Origin of the sequence: Amycolatopsis sp. cmx-11-32, assembly GCF_047608695.1 — a bacterium.
GTDB lineage: Bacteria > Actinomycetota > Actinomycetes > Mycobacteriales > Pseudonocardiaceae > Amycolatopsis.
Map to the genome: position 1 here is coordinate 322,233 of NZ_JADNQN010000006.1, position 16,964 is coordinate 339,196.

Consider the following 16,964-nt stretch of genomic DNA (forward strand, 5'->3'; position numbering starts at 1 on the left):
TCTCTCATGGTCCGAGACCGGCGCGAAAACGGGAGGCGCCCGCAGCGCCGGTAAGTCACCATGGACCGATGGAAGCCCCCGCGGAAACCCTCAGTGACGACGTCATCGTCCTGCGCCGCTGGAAGCCGGAACAGCTCGACACCCTGGCGGCCGTCGCGGGAGACTCCGCCGCGCACCTCGGTGCCTGGATGATCTGGGCCACCGGCGGCTACGGCGAGCCCGAGGCCAAGGAGTTCCTCGAGAGCGCGGCGCGCAACTGGGCCGAAGGCAAGACCTACGACTTCGCGATCTTCGCCGAAGGTGAGGTCGTCGGCGGCACCGGCATGCTGACGCGTCCGGGCAGGATCGAGATCGGCTACTGGCTCGGCCGCCACCACACCGGGCGTGGTTTCGTGACCAGAGCGGCGCGGCTGCTGATTGCCGAGGCCTTCCGTCTCGGCGCGCCGGAGGTCGAGATCCGGCACGACGAGAAGAACGTCGCGAGCGGCGCCGTGCCCGCGCGACTGGGGTTCACGATGATCGGCGAAGAGGCCGCCGAACCGCCGTTCGCCCCCGCCTGCGCGGGCGTCCACCGGGTCTGGCGGCTCAAGCGTCCTTAGTCTTGCGCTCGCGCAAGGACGCCAGCGCCTTGTCGGCGTGCACGGTGAACTTCAGTTCACTCTTGATCACTTCGAGCACCTTGCGGTCGGTGTCGATGACGAACGTGTGCCGTTTGGCGTGCAGTGGGCTGAATTTGCGCCATACGCCGAACTGCCTGGCCACCACACCGTCCACATCGGACAGCAGCGGGTAGTCGAAACCGTGTTTGGCCGAGAACTCCTGCTGCTTGGCGACGGCGTCCGGGCTGATTCCGACGCGGTGCGCGCCGACTTCGGCGAATTCCGCGGCGAGATCGCGGAAGTGGCAGCTCTCCGCCGTGCAGCCAGTGGTCATCGCGGCGGGGTAGAAGAACAGCACGACCGGGCCGGACGAGAGGAAGTCCGACAGCGTGCGCTCCGCACCCTTGTCGTCGGGCAGGGTGAAGTCCGGGGCGATGTCACCTTGGTCCATGGACGGATCCTGTCACGTCAGTGGGCGTGCCGTTCGATGAGCTCGTCGACCTCGTCCCCGGTCGCGGAATCGGCGACGAACGAGCCGCGCGCCGCGAGCACACCGTGCCGTCGCAGCCGCTCGGCCTGTTCGTGGCTTCGGACGCCTTCCGCGCCGATGCGCAGCTTCAGTTCCTTGGCCCTGGCGACCAACTGGCACAGGTGGCGGACGTCGGCCTCGTCCTCACCGTCGGCCAGCGCGTCGATTACCGCACCGGAGAGGATCACGTGGCGGACCGGCAGCCGATGCTGGGGGATCAGCTCCAGATCGGCCGAGCCGGAGATGGTCAGTACCAGCTGGGCGCCCAGATCGGCGAGCACGGCGAAGGAGTCCAGCACCTCACTGCCCCGCGGATTGAGGACGGACTCGCGGTCGGTGCACAGCCGCAGTGCCTGTGCGGGAAGGTCGTGCCGGTCGAGCTGTTCTTTGATCAGCAGCACCAGATCGGGGTCGATGGCCAGCCGGTTCGGCAGCCGCACGCAGACGTCCGGGGCGGCCTCGCCGAACCTGTTCCGCCAGCGCGCGGTGGCGGCGAGCGATTCCGCCAGCAGCCACCGGCCGAGCGGGATGGTCATCCCGGTGGTCTGCGCCAGCGGGTAGAACTCGTCGGAGTCCAGCTCGCCCCTCTCCGGGTGGTTCCAGCGCAGCCCGGCGTTGACCGCGGCCAGCTGATCCGGGTTCGCGAGCTTGACCGTCGGCTGGTAGATCAGCGAGAACTCGCCGTTCTCCAGCGCGCCCGCGATGACCGCGCCGAGCTGGTAACGGCCGCGGTCGCGCGCGTCGAGTTCCGGGTCGAACAGCATCCACTGCGCCTTGCCTGCCTCCTTGGCGCGGTGCAGGGCGATCTCCGCGGCCCGGAGAAGGTCTTCCGGCCCGCCGTCGGTGACCGGGCGGACGACGATGCCGGCGCTCGCGCTGACCCCGATGCCGTGCCCGCCGAGGTAGATCGGCTCGACCAGCTCTTCCAGCGCTTGCTCGACCAGCGCGATCACCTGCGGCGACGTGAATTCACCGCGCAGCAGGACGGCGAACCCGTCGCCGGACAGCCTGGCGACGGAACCGTTGTGCCTGCCGGCGAACACGGACTTGAGCTTGGTGGCGACCCCGCGCAGCACCTGGTCGCCGACACCGGCGCCGAGACCGTCGTTGATCACCTTGAAACCGTCGACGTCGAGGTAGACGAGAGCGACCTGCTCACTGCCCGAACCGGCCAGCGCGGCTTCGAGGGCGTTGTCGAACGCGGTGGCGTTCGGCAGTCCGGTCAGCGGGTCGTGCACGTTCTGGTGCAGCAGTCGCTCCTGCAGCAGATGGATCTCGTTGGCGTCGGCGACCATCAGCACGGGGTAGGTCGAGTCGGGCCGGTCACCGGGAAGGTCGGTCAGGGTCACGTCGACCCAGAGCGCGCCTTCCTCGCTGTGGTCCAGCAGCAGGCGTTCCTGCTGCGCCGGCCGGTCGAGTTGCCTGAGCTGGGAGAGCCCGTTCCGCAGCCGGGTGACGTCGTGGTCGGTGGAGCCGAGTTCGGGGATGGTCCGCCCGCGCAGCGTCGAGGGGCGGCAGCCGAGGAGTTTGCCGAGCGCGGCGTTCGCCTCGACGATCCTGCCGTCGGAATCAGCGAGCGCGATTCCGACCGGAGAGGCGGAATAGAGTTTGGAGAAGCGCAACAGAGCGGGCTTGTGGTCGGGCTCGGTCCGCACGGCGTCCTTGGCGACGCCGAGCAGGAGCTGTTCGAGTTGCTCTTGGGGAAGCGATACTCCTTTAGTGTCAGCGAGCGTCGCGGCCCATCTTCGAGCGACGTCCACCAACCCTGGTGCAGCACCAGGCTCAGGCACACTTCACCTCTTCATGCGCGGTTGATGGCCAGCTCAGACGGGGTGTCCGAGCTCAAAGGCCCACACTAGGTACGAGCCGACCGGGAGTAGTGCCACGGCATCATGCGCGATACGGGGTGTCTACCGGCTGAAAGGGTGATCACCACTACACGAGTGGTGACCGGAAGTTACCAAGAGTACTCGATCGTGGTTGTCCCTTTGGTCGGGATTCAGCCCGGTCTTGAAATCAACAGGGTGTCAGCCGGATCGGCAGGCCGTCCGCCGGGACGGGCAGCGAGACGTAGTCCCAACGCGCGGTGTAGTCCGCCGGGACCGACCATCGATACGCGCGCAGCATCTCGTGCAGCAGCGCCTTCACTTCGAACGTCCCGAAATGCAGGCCGACGCACTTGTGCGCGCCGCCGCCGAAGGGCATCCACGCGTAGCGGTGCGACTTGTCTTCGCGGCGCTCCGCGCTGAAACGGCCCGGGTCAAAACGCATCGGGTCAGTCCAGTGCTCCGGCGCGAAATGGTTGACGGTGGGGGAGACCCCGACCAGTGTCCCTTCAGGAATGAAATGCCCGAGAACCTCGGTGTCCTTCACGGTTTTCCTGGCCAGCGACGGCACTGGGGCCACCATCCGCAGGGATTCCTTGATCACCAGATCCAGCGTCGTCAGGGTCTCCAGCGCTTCGATGTCCGGCACGTCGTCGCCGAGCGCGAGGGACTCCTGGCGCGCGCGTTCCTGCCACTCGGGGTTCTTGGCGAGGTGGTAGACGGCGGCGGCGCTGGTGATGGTCGACGTGTCGTGCGCGGCCATCATCAGGAAGATCATGTGGTTGACGACGTCGGAGTCGGTGAAGCGGTCGCCGTCCTCGGTGGTGGCGTGGCACAAGGCGGTGAAGAGGTCGTCGCCGTCGCTTCGCCGTTTCGCGGGCAGATTCGCCGCGAAGTGGCGTTCGAGGACCTTGCGACCGTGCAAACCAGCCGCCCAACGGCCGCCGGGGACGGGGAACCGGACGATGGCCGTGCCCGCGCGCACGGAATTCACGAACGCGCGGTTGATCGAGGCCGAGTCGTCGCCGGAACGCATGCCCATGAACACGCGCGTCGCGACGTCGAGCGTGAGTTGCTTGAGGGACCAGTAGACCCGCGGGTTCGGCTTGTCCGCCCATGCCGCGACGCCTTCGCGCAGCGCCGGTCCCATCCGGTCGACGTAGCCGGTGAGCCGTTGCCGGGTGAACGCCGCCTGCATGATCCGGCGGTGCAGGTGGTGCTCGCCGAAATCGAGCAGCATCAGGCCGCGGTCGAAGAACTGCTCGATGAAGAACTTCCAGCCCTCCTGGGAGAAGGCCTTGTCCTTGTTCACCAGCGCGATCTGGGTGGCTTCGGGACCGGAGAGGGCGACGATGCGGCGGCCGAACGCGCCCATCCACGACACCGGGCCGTAGGTCTCGTAGCGTTTGAGGCCGAACTCGATGCCGAAGCGCATGAAGTCCAGCGCGTGTCCGATGACCGGCGGGCCTTCGTCGCCGAGGACGGGTTTGAGGCCCGGCGGGGCGGGTGCGAGTTCGCGGACCGGCCAGGTCGCGCCGAGCCAGCGCTGGTCGACCGAACGCGGCAACGGGATCGAGGTGAGCGGCGGGACCCGCTCACGCAGCGCCCCGGTGACCTTTTCGACGGTTTTCCCCATGGTGACCATCTCCCCGGTGAGATCGGCTACCACTCCACCTTCGCACCCTTGTTGACAGGTTGACAATACTCCGGCGGGTGTATCTGCTCAGAGTGTCAGGAAAGGGTCTTTCAGGACGTGTTCCGTCCTGAAAGACCCTTTCCCGACGGGTCAGGCCAGTTCGGAGCGGAGCGTGTTCGCGGCGGCGACCAGGTTCTGCAGAGCCGGTTCGACCTCGGCGTACCCGCGGGTCTTCAGGCCGCAGTCCGGGTTGACCCGGATCCACCCGGCGGACACGGCGGTCCGCAGCAGCCCGCTGACCTCGTCGACGTCGGGAACCCGCGGCGAGTACCAGTAGCACCCTAAAACGTACTCAGGCGCGCTACTGGCCCGCTGGACATGTGATGAACCGGACGCCATGCGTGACCAGATGGCGAACTCGCGTGACCAGACGGACAACTCGCGTGACCAGATGGCGAACTCGCGTGACCAGACGGACAACTCACGTGATCAGTCCCAGTCGAGGGCCCCGCCGGACTGGTACTCGATGACGCGGGTCTCGAAGAAGTTCTTCTCCTTCTTGAGGTCCATCGCCTCCGACATCCACGGAAACGGGTTCTCCGTCTCGCCGAAGATCGGCTGGAGACCGATCTGCTGCGCCCGCCGGTCGGTGATGAAGTGCATGTACTGCTCGATCAGCTCGGCCGAGAGCCCGAGCATGCCGCGCGGCATGGTGTCGCGGGCGTAGGCGACCTCGAGCCGGCAGGCCTCGGTCAGCATGCCGCGGATCTCGGCCTGGAACTCTTCGGTCCACAGGTGCGGGTTCTCGATCTTGATCTGGTTGATGCAGTCGATGCCGAAGTTCAGGTGGATCGACTCGTCGCGCAGGATGTACTGGTACTGCTCGGCGATGCCGATCATCTTGTTCCGGCGGCCGAGCGAGAGGATCTGCGCGAAGCCGGTGTAGAACCACATGCCCTCGAAGATCACGTAGAACGCGACGAGGTCACGCAGGAAGTTCTGGTCGGCTTCCGGGGTCCCGGTCTCGAAATCCGGGTTCTCCAGGTTCTGCGTGTACTTCAGCGCCCACGCGTCCTTTTCGGAGATGGACGGGACCTCGCGGTACATGTTGAACAGCTCGCCCTCGACCAGGCCGAGGCTCTCGCAGATGTACTGGAAGGTGTGCGTGTGCACGGCCTCCTCGAACGCCTGGCGCAGCAGGTACTGGCGGCATTCGGGGTTGGTGATCTGCCGGTACACCGCGAGCACGATGTTGTTGGCCACCAGCGATTCCGCGGTGGCGAAGAAGCCGAGGTTGCGCTTGAGCATGGTGCGCTCGTCCTCGGTGAGGCCGTCGGCCGACTTCCACAGCGCGATGTCGGCCTGCATGGCGACCTCGGTCGGCATCCAGTGGTTGTTGCAGCCGGCGAGGTACTTCTCCCAGGCCCAGGTGTACTTCATCGGCAGCAGCTGGTTGACGTCGGCGCGGGCGTTGATCATCCGCTTGTCGTCGACGTTGATCCGGGCGGCGCCGACTTCGATCTCACCGAGGCCGGTGGCGTCGGCGGAGGCGTCAAAGGTGGTCATAAAAGAGGCTCACTTCACGAGGGGGTCGTGAGTGGTAAGGACGGTTAGAACCGCCCTTACCACTCACGAGGGCGTCTACTGGCAGGCTTCGCAGTCGGGGTCGTCGATGCGGCAGGCGGCGCCGTCGGTGGCGACGAAGTCGACGTCGGAGACCTGCGGGATCTCCTTCGGCTCCGGCTTGGCGGCAGGGGCGGTCACCGGCACCGCGGGAACAGCGGCGGCAGGCGACGGCGAGACCGCGGCGGGAGCCGGAGCGGCGGCGGCAGGCTTGGGTGTGGCCGGGGCCGGGGTGGCCGAGACCGCGTTCAGCTTGCCGTCGGTGCCGCGCAGGGTGCTCTTCTCCACGTGCGTCGCGGACCGCGCCCGCAGGTAGTACGTGGTCTTGAGGCCCTTGTGCCAGGCGTAGCGGTACAGCTCGTCGAGCTTGCGGCCGCTGGGCGCCGCGATGTACAGGTTCAGCGACTGCGCCTGGTCGATCCACTTCTGACGACGCGAACCGGCGTCCACCAGCCACTTCGACTCGATCTCGAACGCGGTGGCGTACAGCGCCTTCAGGTCGTCCGGCACGCGGTCGATCTGGCCGAGGCTGCCGTCGAAGTACTTCAGGTCCGACACCATGACCTCGTCCCACAGCCCGCGCTCCTTGAGCGAGCGGACCAGGTGCGGGTTCACCACGGTGAAGTCGCCGGACATGTTCGACTTGACGAACAGGTTCTGGAACAGCGGCTCGATCGACTGCCCGACACCGCAGATGTTGGAGATCGTCGCGGTCGGCGCGATCGCCATCACGTTGGAGTTGCGCATGCCGACGGTCTTGACCCGCTCACGCAGCGGCGCCCAGTCCAAAGTGGACGAGGTGTCGACGTCGAGCGCGTCGCCCTGTCGTGCGTCGATCAGCAGCTGCAGCGAGTCGATCGGCAGGATTCCCTTGCTCCACAAGGAACCTTCGAACGTCTGGTACTGGCCGCGCTGCTCGGCGAGGTCGGTCGATGCCGAGATCGCGTAGTAGCTGATGTGCTCCATGCTGGTGTCCGCGAACTGGACGGCCTCGTCCGAGGACAGCGGCACGCCGATCTCGAACAGCGCGTCCTGGAAGCCCATCAGGCCAAGCCCGATCGGGCGGTGGCGCAGGTTGGAGCGGCGCGCCTCCGGGATCGTGTAGAAGTTGATGTCGATCACGTTGTCGAGCATGCGGACCGCGGTGCGCACGGTCTTCTCGAGGCGCTGGGTGTCCAGGCCTTCGGGGGTGACGTGCTTGAGCAGGTTCACCGAGCCGAGGTTGCAGACCGCGACCTCGTCGGTGGTGGTGTTCAGCGTGATCTCGGTGCACAGGTTGGACGAGTGCACGACACCCACGTGCTGCTGCGGCGAACGCAGGTTGCACGGGTCCTTGAAGGTGATCCACGGGTGGCCGGTCTCGAACAGCATGGTCAGCATGCGGCGCCACAGGTCGACCGCGCGGATCTTGCGGAACACCTTCAGCTCACCGCGTTCGGCGGCGGCCTCGTACTCTCGGTAGCGCTCGGCGAACGCGGTGCCGTAGAGGTCGTGCAGGTCCGGGGTCTCGTTCGGCGAGAACAGCGTCCACTGCGCGTCGGCCTCGACGCGGCGGAGGAACTCGTCCGGCACCCAGTTCGCGGTGTTCATGTCGTGCGTACGACGACGGTCGTCACCGGTGTTCTTGCGCAGGTCGAGGAATTCCTCGATGTCGACGTGCCAGGTCTCGAGGTACGCGCAGGCCGCGCCCTTGCGCTTGCCGCCCTGGTTCACCGCGACCGCGGTGTCGTTGGCGATCTTGAGGAACGGCACGACACCCTGCGACTGGCCGTTGGTGCCCTTGATGTGCGCGCCGAGGCCGCGGACCGGGGTCCAGTCGTTGCCGAGACCGCCCGAGTACTTGGCCAGCAACGCGTTGTTCTTGTACGCCTGGAAGATCGAGTCCAGGTCGTCGTCCACCGTGGTCAGGAAGCAGGACGACAGCTGCGGGCGGGTGGTGCCCGAGTTGAACAGCGTCGGGGTGGACGCCATGAAGTGGAACGACGAGAGCAGCTCGTAGAACTCGATCGCGCGGGCTTCACGGTCGTCCTCGCGGATCGCGAGACCCATGGCGACGCGCATGAAGAACGCCTGCGGCAGCTCGAAACGGACGCCGTCGTGGTGCTGGAAGTACCGGTCGTACAGGGTCTGCAGGCCGAGGAAGCCGAAGTCGAGGTCACGCTCGGCGTGGATGGCCGCGGTGATCTTGTCCAGATCGAACGTCTGCAGCTCGGGGTTGACCAGCTCCAGCTCGATGGCGCGCTTGAGGTAGTCGCGGAAGTACTGCGGGTACCGGGCGGTCATCTCGTCCTGGCTGGCCAGCTGCGGCGAGCCCGCGAGATAGGTGAGCGCTTCGCCGCGGAGTTTGTCCGCGAGCAGCCGGGCGCTGACATAGGAGTAGTTCGGCTCCTGCTCGACGAGCACGCGCGCGGCCATGATCTGGGCGAGGGCGAGTTCGTCGGCGCTGATGCCGTCGTAGAGGTTGCGCTTGGCCTCGGCCAGCACCGGCTCCGCGGAGACGTCGTCGAGTCCGGCGACGGCCTCGCCGACCACGTGCGAGACGCGGGCCCAGTCGAGCGGGCGGATGGTGCCGTCGGCGGCCTTGACGCTGATGGCGACGTCGGACGACGCGGGCTTCTCGGACTCGCGGGCCTTCGCGCGCTCGTCGCGGTAGAGGACGTACGCGCGGGCGACCTTGTGGTGCTCGCCGCGCATCAGCGCGAGCTCGACGATGTCCTGGATCTGCTCGATGTGCAGGGCGGTCTCAGGGCCGGCGTGGCGGAGCAGGGTGGCCTCGATCTGCTCGGTCAATTCGTTGACCAGGTGGTGGATTCGCGACGAGGCGGCCGCGTCACCTCCTTCGACGGCGAGGAAGGCCTTGGTCACGGCGACCGAGATCTTGTTCGCGTCGAAGGGGGACACGCTGCCGTCCCGCCGGATGACTCGCACGGTCGCGGGCGTGGCGTCCGAAGACGAGGGTGGCCGCTGGCCGGTTTCCACTGACATGCGTGTCTCCAAGAGGGCGCGTTGGAACGGCACGCGGCCTGGCAAGGCCGTGTGCTGCAGGTTCACGAATCTGTCCGGCAACCGCTCCCGAGCGGTCTCCCCGTCGCTGGGCGGTGCCGGTTCTCAGAGACTACATGTAGGGGTTGGAGGCTGCACGTGCCCCAATGGGTGGCGTGTCGTGGTCTCACCCTGGCGGGTTAGGCGATCACGCTCAGCGGCTGCTCAGCCGCCGAAAACGATCTTGAAATCACGCAGGTGAGCGCTCAGAACTGGCCGTTGACCGGCCAGGAAGCCGAGTGGCCCGGCCTCGTTGATCCGCCAGTCCGCGGCCGCCGGGTGTGGGCGTGTCTTCGCCCGGACGGGGCTCCTTTTGAGACGTCCGTCCAGGATCTGGATGACGTCGAAGGCGGCGGGCATCCTCACCGGGAGGCTCGGCCGAGCGGTGAAGGCGGCCGTCGCGATCCAGTCCTCCTGGGTGGTCGCTGAGGCGGTGAAGGTCCGCCCGTGGGTGAAGTCGAGCGCGGCGAGGTCCTTCGGGATGCCCCACAGCGCGCGCCCGCCGGCGAGCGAGACCTCGCTGTCGACCCAGATGTCGGTGATCGAACTGGAGAGACGCCTGCCGCGGACCGCGACCGCCGCCAGCAGCTCGTGATATCGGAGCTGCCCTGGCTCCTGGTAGTCGATCCAGGCGGCGAACACCTGCGCGCGGCCGCCCGCCACGGCCGGTTCGACGCCGTCGGGCAACTCGGGCAGTTCGCTCACCTGGACACGCCAGACGGACAGGTACGCCTGGCCCGCCAGGTTCCACGGCTCCGGGGGATAGGCGGTCACGCGTTCCGCCACGGCAGGTAGGCGGGCTGGTCGGTGTCGACGCGCATGGAGAACTCCGGTGGTCGTTTCTGCAGGAAGGACATGACTCCTTCGATCGCGTCCGGACTGGTGCCCAGGCCGCCGATCAGCCGGGAGTCCAGTTCGTGCACGGGGAACGGTGAGGGGGCGCTCGCCATCCGGTACAGCAGCTGGCGGGTCACCGCGACCGAGACGGGAGCCGTGGTCATGGCGATTTCGAAAGCCAGTTCGCGGGCTTTGGCGAGCACTTCGCCGGGCTCGTGAACACTGTGGACCAGTCCGGCACTTTTCGCTTCCTCGGCGCCGAAGACCCGGCCGCTGATCATCCAGTCGAGTGCCGTGCCCATCCCGACCAGCCGGGGGAGGAACCACGCGGACGCGCCTTCCGGGTAGATCCCGCGGCGGACGAACACGAAGCCGAAGCGCGAATCCGTGGACGCCAGCCGGTAGTCGCACGACAGTGTGATCGTGACGCCGCCGCCGACGGCCGCGCCCCGCAGGGCCGCGATCACCGGCTTGTTCATCGTGAAGATCCGCTTCGAGCAGCGTCCCGCCGGCTCCTGCCATGCCGCGTCCGGGCCGGACTCCGGATCGAAGTCGAAACCGCCCTGCGAAAGGTCGGCGCCCACCGAGAAGTCCTTGCCGTTGCCGGTCAGGATCACCACCCGGACGTCTTCGTCGCGGTCGGCCCGGTCCATCGCGTCGCCGAGTTCGTCGGCCATGCGGATGGTGTAGCCGTTGCGGGCCTCGGGCCGGTTGAGCGTGACCGTCGCGATGCGGTCGGAAACCTCGTAGGTGATTTCGGCGTACGCGCTCATGACGTGAAAGTAAGGCTATGTTGACAAGGTGTCAATAAGGCTTACTCGACGTCGTCCAGATGATCCGCGTAGTACTCGACCGCTCGCCGGTACCGCTGGACCCCGGCGTCGGTGCTGGTCGCCGCGAGCACCTTCAGCAGCGTTCCCGCCGCGTCGCGCGCCTCGCCGACGTTGTAGAGCGCCATCGCCAGGAACGTCCTCAGGGCCGCGTCCTCCGGGAACTCGTCGAGGCCGCGGCGCAAGGTCTTGAGCGATTCGTCGTACCGGCCGAGGACGCGATACGTGCTGCCGAGCCCGACGAACACGCCGTGCCTGTCCTCAGTGGACAGACCGTCACCGTTGAGTGCCCGCTCGTAGAAGGGGGCTGCTTCGGCCTCCAGCCCGGCGGAGTCGTGTGCCCATGCTGTCTGATAGGCGATCACGGCGTCGCGGGGGTTCCGTTCGGACAACGCGACCAGTTGCCGTCGCGCGTCGTCGGTACCCTTTTCCCGGAGCCGGATCGCCTCCTGCGTCTCGCTCATGCGGCGGCGCCGTCGAAAGGCGGGTAGGTCTCGCCACCGACGCGCTCGGCCACGACGATGTAGTCGGCGAGCGCGTCACGTGAACGCGCGAGCTTGGCCAGCTGCTCGTCCAGGCGTCCCAGCCGCTCCCGCATCGCGGCCAGCAACTCAGGGCAGCCGATCAGCTCGGGCTTCTCACCGACCGCGCAGGGCAGCAGATACGCGATGTCCTCGGACGACAGGCCGGCGGCGAGCAGATGCCGGATCTGCTTCACCCGCAGCAAGGCCGTCTCGTCGTACTCGCGATAGCCGTTCGTGCCGCGGTCCGCCTCCAGCAGGCCATGGGCCTCGTAGTAGCGCAACTGATGGGCGTTGACGCCCGTCCGACGACTCAGTTCCCCGATCTTCATCGCTTTCCCCACTTGACCTTCATACCGGTATCAACGTTGACGATGGTGCCATGCCTGACAACAAAGATACCCCGATCACGGTTCTCGGCCTCGGACTGATGGGCCAAGCGCTCGCCCGCGCGTTCCTGAAAGCCGGGCATCCCACGGCCGTGTGGAACCGGACGGCCGCCAAGGCCGGTTCGCTGGTGACCGAAGGGGCGCGGCTCGCGCCCACGATCGGCGACGCGCTCGAGGCGGGCGGCGTGACGATCGTGTGCCTCACCGACTACCCGGCCGTGCGTGACCTGCTCGGCGACGCCGGGCTGGAGGGCACGACCCTGGTCAACCTGACCTCGGGTGACTCCGCCCAAGCGCGGGAAACCGCCGTCTGGGCCGAAAAACGGGGTGCCCGGTATCTGGACGGCGCGATCATGGCCATCCCCTCATCGATCGGGACCGCTGAGGCGGTGATCCTGCTCAGCGGCCCGGCGCCGGACTTCGACCTCGGCGCGCTCGGCACGATCAGTCACCTCGGCGCCGACCCCGGGCTGGCTTCGCTGTACGACGTCGCGGGTCTGGCGATGATGTGGAGCGTCCTGAACGCGTGGCTGCAGGGCACCGCGATGCTCCGGACCGCCGGTGTCGACGCCGCGACGTACGCGCCCTTCGCGCAGCAGATCGCTGTCGGCGTGGCGGGCTGGCTGCCCGGTTACGCCGAGCAGGTCGACAAGGGCTCGTTCCCGGCGGAGGTGTCCGCCTTGGAGACCGACGCGCGGGCGATGGCGCATATGGTCGAGGAGAGCGAAGCGCTGGGCGTGAACGCCGAACTGCCGAAGCTGATCAAAGCGATGGCCGACCGCGCGATCGCGGCGGGGCACGGCGGGGAGCAGTACCCCGTGCTGATCCGGGAGTTCGAGCGGGCGGGGGAATAAAGGTCAGGCGGGTCGGATTGGGCGCCGACACGCGTGCGATCGTGCTCGACGGACCCGGCCCGCCCGAGGCGTTGCGGATCAAGGACGTCCCGGTGCCCGAGGTCGGCGACGGCTGGGTGCGGGTCAAGGTCGAGGCGTTCGGGCTCAACCGGTCCGAGTACCACCTGCGCACCGGTGTCGCCACGAACGCGAAGTTTCCGATCGTGCCGGGGATCGAGGCCGTCGGGACCGTCGACGCGGCGCCGGGCGGGGAGTTCCCGGTGGGACAGACCGTCGTCGCCATGATGGGCGGGATGGGGCGCGCCTTCGACGGTGGCTACGCGGAATACACCGCCGTGCCCGCCTCCTCGGTGATCCCTGTGCGCACGAAACTGGACTGGGCGACGCTCGGGGCGTTGCCGGAGATGCTGCAGACCGCGCACGGCTCGCTGTACGCCGGGCTCGACATCCGCGCGGGGCAGACGATCCTGATCCGCGGCGGGACGTCGTCGATCGGCGTCGCGGCTGCGGTGCTGGCGAAGGAACAGGGCCTGACCGTCCTGTCGACCACGCGGAACCCTGCTCGTTTGAATGTCTTGCGGAAATTCGGCGTCGATCACCCGCTGGTGGACGACGGTTCGATCACCGGCGCGGTGCGCGAAATCGTGCCGGCGGGGTGAACGCGGCACTGGAACTGGTCGGCACCAACGTCCTGCCGGACACGCTGCGCGCGACGGCCGTGCACGGGACCGTGTGCTTCACCGGGATGCTCAGCGACGTCTGGTCGATCCCGGACTTCTACCCGATGGCCGTGATCCCGAACGGTGTCCGGCTCACCGCGTACGGCGGCGAGAGCAGTGACCTGCCCGCTGAGGCGCTTCAGCGCTATGTCGACTTGGTCGAGGCCGGACGGCTACCGCTGACGATCCATCAGGTGTACGCGTTCGAGGAGATCGCGGAGGCGCATCGGGTGATGGAGGCCGGGGAAGCGGTGGGGAAACTGGTCGTCCGGGTGGGTTGACGCTGGGCTCGTAGTCGCTTGGGCGACCTCGTTTGGCGGCTTGCTCGGTTTGTGGCCGTCTGCCTTGGTTGTTGCAGGCAGGTGGCAAGGGTGTGTCTCTCAAACTGGGGTTGGCAGGTTGGGCGAGGACACGAGCGTGCGTTTTTCGGCCGGAGGCCTCGGAAATCTGAAAGCACGCTTTGAGAGACGCTAGGCGCAGTCCCAGTTCGGGAAGGCTTTCGGTCTATGTCCGTAGGTGCATGGTGTTGCGTCTCGGTTCCCCGCTTGGGTCGAGGTAGGTGGGTGCGATGAATTCCGGTAGCCCGTCTTGGGTGATCTGGACTTTCCATTCGCTTTTGTGGATCAGCCGATGGTGTCTCGTGCAGAGGAGCACGAGGTTGTCGGTTTTCGTTTCGCCGCGGTGCCGCCAGAAAACCAGATGATGCGCCGTGCACCGTTGGACCGGTATGGCGCAACCTGGACACGCGCAGCCGCCGTCCCGGATTTTCAGCGCGTGTTTCTGCCGGGGTGGTGGCGGAACGGCTGGAGCGTCCCACGTCCAGCGGTTGCCCAGCACCGGAGAGAACGACCGGGCGGATGCGGGCGTCGCAGGCGAGGATCCGGACATCGGTGGCGGAGATCGGGCCGACCGGATCGAGGACGCCGTCGCCGACCTCGTTCATCAGGTCGCCGTAGGCCATGGTGACCAGGATCTGCGTCGACTCCCCGGCCTGACCGGGAAGATCGGGGCTGGCGGTCTTCAACCGTACATAGTCAGCGAACGCGTCCCCGTAGCGTTCACCCTGACTGCGGGTGTCGCGGACACCGTCGACGGCCTTGTGCGGTTTGGCCAGCGGATCGAGATCGGACTTCAACCGGGCGTAGGTTTCCAGATCCAAGGTTCCCGCGAACCCGAGCGTGCCATCACGGTGTTTGACGAACCGCAACTCCGGACGGGTGTCCTGGGGGTCTTCGGTGCGGGGTTCTCTACCGTCGGGGTCCATCCTGTCCAGCATCCGACGACCGGCCTTGGCGATCTCCTTCGGCCCGGCCCGCACGTCCTCGGCGGGCACCAACGAGGGGACACGACTCAGCGCGCCGATGACCGCGTCGATCTGACCACCTCCGATCGCGCCCTCCGCCGCAGCTTCAGCGGTCAACGGCGCCAACGGCGGCGCCATATCCCCACCGATGACCACCCCGGGATGAAGGGCAAGCGCCCGATCGGCACGGGCACTGACCTCCTTCTCCGACATTTGGAAGTCCTGAAAAATCAGGCCCGCCAACGTCGAATGCCCATAGCATCCACGAACCCCACGCGCATTCAACTCCGCCAAAATCGCATACTGCTCCGCGTCCAATCGCCGCTTCAAGACTTCGATCTCCTGCTTACGGACATGCAGCGCCGCAGTATCAGCACGCCACCACTCGGTGCGCGCTGTCTGAGGACTGTTTTCGCTGGCCACAGAATCAACAATACCCCTGTTCGACACCTGTGCTAGCACGATTTGCGTAGCGATCCCGAGCGGACCATTTCACTCGATGGGGAACAAAAGACGGTGAATGAACTACGCAGAGTCGTGCGGGCGGTAATGGCGGGCCAGGAAGGCAAAAATGCGTGCCGGGACGGATCCACAGTGAACGCGGCCTGCCACTCACGAACTCCGGCATCGACTCGGACCGCCGCGATCGGGCGTGTACGGAACTTATGCGCGATCCAGGCAGGCTCCGGGGTCATGACGACATCCTTGTCCTCACGGCAGGCCGCGAGATGGTCCGTGGTCGCGCTGCTGCTCGCGTTCGTGGGTTCGCTGCTCGCGCTGCCCGCCGAGGCGGTGCCCGCGCAGGGGATCCGCGCCAGTTACGCCAATCCGGTTCGCAAGGCCGACGGGCACGTCGACGCCAAAGCGACGGTGGACCGGCTCCGTGCGATGAACGCGGACACGTACGCGTTCCTGGTCAACAAGTCCACCGATTGGGCCGATCTGGAGCAGGAGTTCCTGCCCGCCGCCCAGGCGAGCGGCCTCGCGGTCTGGGTCTACCTTGTCCCACCGACAGAGTGTCCCGGCGGCACGAGCTGCGCGGAGTATCTGCCCTACAAGAAGGACTATGTCGCGTGGGGACAGGCGATCGCCCGGCTCTCGGTGCGGTATCCGGTGCTCAAGGCCTGGGCGATGGACGACTTCAACGCCAACACGAGCACGTTCAACACGACCTACACGGCCAAGATGCGCAACGCCGCCAGGGCGATCCAGCCGTCGCTCGACTTCTACCCGGTGGTGTACGCCAACGCCGTCACCCAGTCCTTTGTGGATTCCTACGCCGCGGGCATCGACAGTCTCATCCTGCCGTTCCGTGACGACCCGTACCGCAACACGTTGTGGACCGGGAGCCTCCGCTCGCAGCTGGACCAGGTCGTCGCGCGACTCGCGAGCAAGAGCCGCAAGGCCATTCTGATGGTGTACGCCTCCACCCTGTCACGCACCACGATCACCCCTGACGTCGAGTACGTCCGAACGGTGACCGCGGTCGGCCTGGAGTACGCGGCGGCCGGGAAGCTCGCCGGGGTCATCCAATACGCGCTGCCCTTGACGCCGGGACGGGCGCAGTCGGGAGACGAACGCGTCGCGCACACCGGGAACAGTGCGCTGGTGTTCACGGTGCATCCCGACAACGCCACGACGGCGGGGGACTACGCGGCCGCCAGCGCGACCGTTCGCCTCGACGCGGGGTCGACGTCCTGCCGGATGGTCGTGTGGCACACCGACGACCGGCCCGCCACGAGCCCGCTCGGCTACCACGCGAAGCAGGCGATCGTCGGCGGGACGCAGGTGTGGGAGCGAGACGTCGCCAGCGAGGGGACCGAGTGGTACACCTCTTCGCCGATCGACATCACCCCTCGCCTGAGCGGCGGGTCGGCGACGCTCACCCTGCGCCTGTACGAGAAGAAGGCCGTCACCAGCTATTCGGTCACGGCCCGGATGGACGACATCAGCCTGACCGGCTGCCACGTCGCGAACCCCGGCTTCGAGGCCGACGGTGGCTGGACCTACGGCCGCAAGGGCGGTGACGTCCTGACCGGGCGTCACACCTACGACCCCGTGTACTCGACTTCGGTCCACTCCGCGGTCGGCTCCCTCTACGGGGGCTGAAGGGGACTTTCCCCGCATGACATGCAGGTAAGGGGCCCTTCACCGCGTCGCATGCGGTGAAGGGCCCCTTCAGCCCGCATCAAAACAATCAGGCGTGCTTGATTTTTCCGGTGGGGGGTGCGAGCCTGGGGAGGACGCGAGGAGGCG

16 protein-coding genes and 1 pseudogene are annotated in these 16,964 nt (G+C 67.2%); 5 read left to right on the forward strand and 12 right to left on the reverse strand.

The features are described 5' to 3' along the window. Positions 1-68 precede the first annotated feature (68 nt). On the forward strand, positions 69-599 hold the full coding sequence (locus ACM6LR_RS21185; protein WP_414944355.1) for a GNAT family N-acetyltransferase: 531 nt from the start codon (positions 69-71) through the stop codon (positions 597-599). Here ACM6LR_RS21185 and ACM6LR_RS21190 read toward each other — a convergent pair. The 10 genes from ACM6LR_RS21190 to ACM6LR_RS21235 all read right to left on the reverse strand — a co-directional run bounded on the left by ACM6LR_RS21190 (position 586) and on the right by ACM6LR_RS21235 (position 11,775). Next, the gene (locus ACM6LR_RS21190) at positions 586-1,050 is read right to left on the reverse strand and encodes a peroxiredoxin (RefSeq protein WP_414937725.1); all 465 of its coding nucleotides are present in this window, start codon (positions 1,048-1,050) and stop codon (positions 586-588) included. The genes ACM6LR_RS21185 and ACM6LR_RS21190 overlap by 14 nt on opposite strands. 17 nt (positions 1,051-1,067) lie before the next feature. Beyond that, positions 1,068-2,918 carry a putative bifunctional diguanylate cyclase/phosphodiesterase gene (locus ACM6LR_RS21195; protein WP_414937726.1) on the reverse strand — a complete coding sequence of 617 codons (1,851 nt, stop codon included), beginning with the start codon at positions 2,916-2,918 and terminating at the stop codon, positions 1,068-1,070. Positions 2,919-3,144: 226 nt separating this feature from the next. Beyond that, positions 3,145-4,590, reverse strand: coding sequence for a cytochrome P450 (locus tag ACM6LR_RS21200; protein ID WP_414937965.1), 1,446 nt, complete (start codon positions 4,588-4,590; stop codon positions 3,145-3,147). A gap of 150 nt (positions 4,591-4,740) precedes the next feature. Then, positions 4,741-4,989 (reverse strand): hypothetical protein, encoded by a 249-nt coding sequence (locus ACM6LR_RS21205; protein ID WP_414944401.1) that lies wholly within the window; start codon positions 4,987-4,989, stop codon positions 4,741-4,743. Between the two features lie 90 nt (positions 4,990-5,079). Next, complete coding sequence (locus ACM6LR_RS21210) at positions 5,080-6,156, reverse strand: ribonucleotide-diphosphate reductase subunit beta (protein WP_414944356.1); 1,077 nt, start codon at positions 6,154-6,156, stop codon at positions 5,080-5,082. Between the two features lie 75 nt (positions 6,157-6,231). Continuing rightward, positions 6,232-9,198: a ribonucleoside-diphosphate reductase subunit alpha gene (locus tag ACM6LR_RS21215; RefSeq protein WP_414944357.1), complete on the reverse strand. Its 2,967-nt coding sequence runs from the start codon at positions 9,196-9,198 to the stop codon at positions 6,232-6,234. 222 nt (positions 9,199-9,420) lie between these two features. Then, entirely contained in the window at positions 9,421-10,029 is a 609-nt protein-coding gene (locus tag ACM6LR_RS21220; RefSeq protein ID WP_414944358.1) for an acetoacetate decarboxylase family protein, read from the reverse strand. Beyond that, positions 10,026-10,865: an enoyl-CoA hydratase-related protein gene (locus ACM6LR_RS21225; protein ID WP_414937731.1), complete on the reverse strand. Its 840-nt coding sequence runs from the start codon at positions 10,863-10,865 to the stop codon at positions 10,026-10,028. The genes ACM6LR_RS21220 and ACM6LR_RS21225 overlap by 4 nt, the downstream gene beginning before the upstream one ends. 41 nt (positions 10,866-10,906) lie before the next feature. Further along, positions 10,907-11,386, reverse strand: a complete 480-nt coding sequence (locus ACM6LR_RS21230) for a tetratricopeptide repeat protein (protein ID WP_414944359.1) — start codon at positions 11,384-11,386, stop codon at positions 10,907-10,909. Continuing rightward, entirely contained in the window at positions 11,383-11,775 is a 393-nt protein-coding gene (locus ACM6LR_RS21235; RefSeq protein ID WP_414944360.1) for a MerR family transcriptional regulator, read from the reverse strand. Before ACM6LR_RS21235 ends, ACM6LR_RS21230 begins: the two co-directional genes overlap by 4 nt. 50 nt (positions 11,776-11,825) lie before the next feature. Between ACM6LR_RS21235 and ACM6LR_RS21240 the strand changes: the two genes are divergently transcribed. Genes ACM6LR_RS21240 through ACM6LR_RS21250 form a run of 3 tightly spaced genes read left to right on the forward strand, consistent with a single transcriptional unit; the run spans position 11,826 to position 13,686 of the window. Then, positions 11,826-12,686, forward strand: coding sequence for an NAD(P)-dependent oxidoreductase (locus ACM6LR_RS21240; RefSeq protein ID WP_414944361.1), 861 nt, complete (start codon positions 11,826-11,828; stop codon positions 12,684-12,686). Between the two features lie 17 nt (positions 12,687-12,703). Continuing rightward, on the forward strand, positions 12,704-13,345 hold the full coding sequence (locus ACM6LR_RS21245; protein WP_414944362.1) for an alcohol dehydrogenase catalytic domain-containing protein: 642 nt from the start codon (positions 12,704-12,706) through the stop codon (positions 13,343-13,345). After that, positions 13,342-13,686: a zinc-binding dehydrogenase gene (locus ACM6LR_RS21250; protein WP_414944363.1), complete on the forward strand. Its 345-nt coding sequence runs from the start codon at positions 13,342-13,344 to the stop codon at positions 13,684-13,686. Before ACM6LR_RS21245 ends, ACM6LR_RS21250 begins: the two co-directional genes overlap by 4 nt. A gap of 223 nt (positions 13,687-13,909) precedes the next feature. On the opposite strand, the gene ACM6LR_RS21255 is transcribed toward ACM6LR_RS21250, so the two are convergent. Both ACM6LR_RS21255 and ACM6LR_RS21260 read right to left on the reverse strand, forming a co-directional pair. Then, positions 13,910-14,293, reverse strand: coding sequence for an HNH endonuclease signature motif containing protein (locus ACM6LR_RS21255; RefSeq protein ID WP_414944402.1), 384 nt, complete (start codon positions 14,291-14,293; stop codon positions 13,910-13,912). Beyond that, positions 14,256-15,170: pseudogene (locus ACM6LR_RS21260) on the reverse strand (DUF222 domain-containing protein); the annotation flags it as partial. The gene ACM6LR_RS21255 and the pseudogene ACM6LR_RS21260, both read right to left, overlap by 38 nt. A gap of 231 nt (positions 15,171-15,401) precedes the next feature. Here ACM6LR_RS21260 and ACM6LR_RS21265 point away from each other — a divergent pair. Further along, positions 15,402-16,817, forward strand: a complete 1,416-nt coding sequence (locus ACM6LR_RS21265) for a hypothetical protein (protein ID WP_414944364.1) — start codon at positions 15,402-15,404, stop codon at positions 16,815-16,817. Positions 16,818-16,964 lie beyond the last annotated feature (147 nt).

Excerpts from the sequence above, each read along its gene's own strand:
- ACM6LR_RS21185 (WP_414944355.1), top strand. The coding sequence starts at position 69 with ATGGAAGCCCCCGCGGAAACCCTCAGTGACGACGTCATCGTCCTGCGC.
- ACM6LR_RS21190 (WP_414937725.1), bottom strand. The coding sequence starts at position 1,050 with ATGGACCAAGGTGACATCGCCCCGGACTTCACCCTGCCCGACGACAAG.
- ACM6LR_RS21200 (WP_414937965.1), bottom strand. The coding sequence starts at position 4,590 with ATGGGGAAAACCGTCGAAAAGGTCACCGGGGCGCTGCGTGAGCGGGTC.
- ACM6LR_RS21205 (WP_414944401.1), bottom strand. The coding sequence starts at position 4,989 with ATGGCGTCCGGTTCATCACATGTCCAGCGGGCCAGTAGCGCGCCTGAG.
- ACM6LR_RS21210 (WP_414944356.1), bottom strand. The coding sequence starts at position 6,156 with ATGACCACCTTTGACGCCTCCGCCGACGCCACCGGCCTCGGTGAGATC.
- ACM6LR_RS21215 (WP_414944357.1), bottom strand. The coding sequence starts at position 9,198 with ATGTCAGTGGAAACCGGCCAGCGGCCACCCTCGTCTTCGGACGCCACG.
- ACM6LR_RS21225 (WP_414937731.1), bottom strand. The coding sequence starts at position 10,865 with ATGAGCGCGTACGCCGAAATCACCTACGAGGTTTCCGACCGCATCGCG.
- ACM6LR_RS21230 (WP_414944359.1), bottom strand. The coding sequence starts at position 11,386 with ATGAGCGAGACGCAGGAGGCGATCCGGCTCCGGGAAAAGGGTACCGAC.
- ACM6LR_RS21235 (WP_414944360.1), bottom strand. The coding sequence starts at position 11,775 with ATGAAGATCGGGGAACTGAGTCGTCGGACGGGCGTCAACGCCCATCAG.
- ACM6LR_RS21240 (WP_414944361.1), top strand. The coding sequence starts at position 11,826 with ATGCCTGACAACAAAGATACCCCGATCACGGTTCTCGGCCTCGGACTG.
- ACM6LR_RS21255 (WP_414944402.1), bottom strand. The coding sequence starts at position 14,293 with ATGTCCGGATCCTCGCCTGCGACGCCCGCATCCGCCCGGTCGTTCTCT.
- ACM6LR_RS21265 (WP_414944364.1), top strand. The coding sequence starts at position 15,402 with ATGACGACATCCTTGTCCTCACGGCAGGCCGCGAGATGGTCCGTGGTC.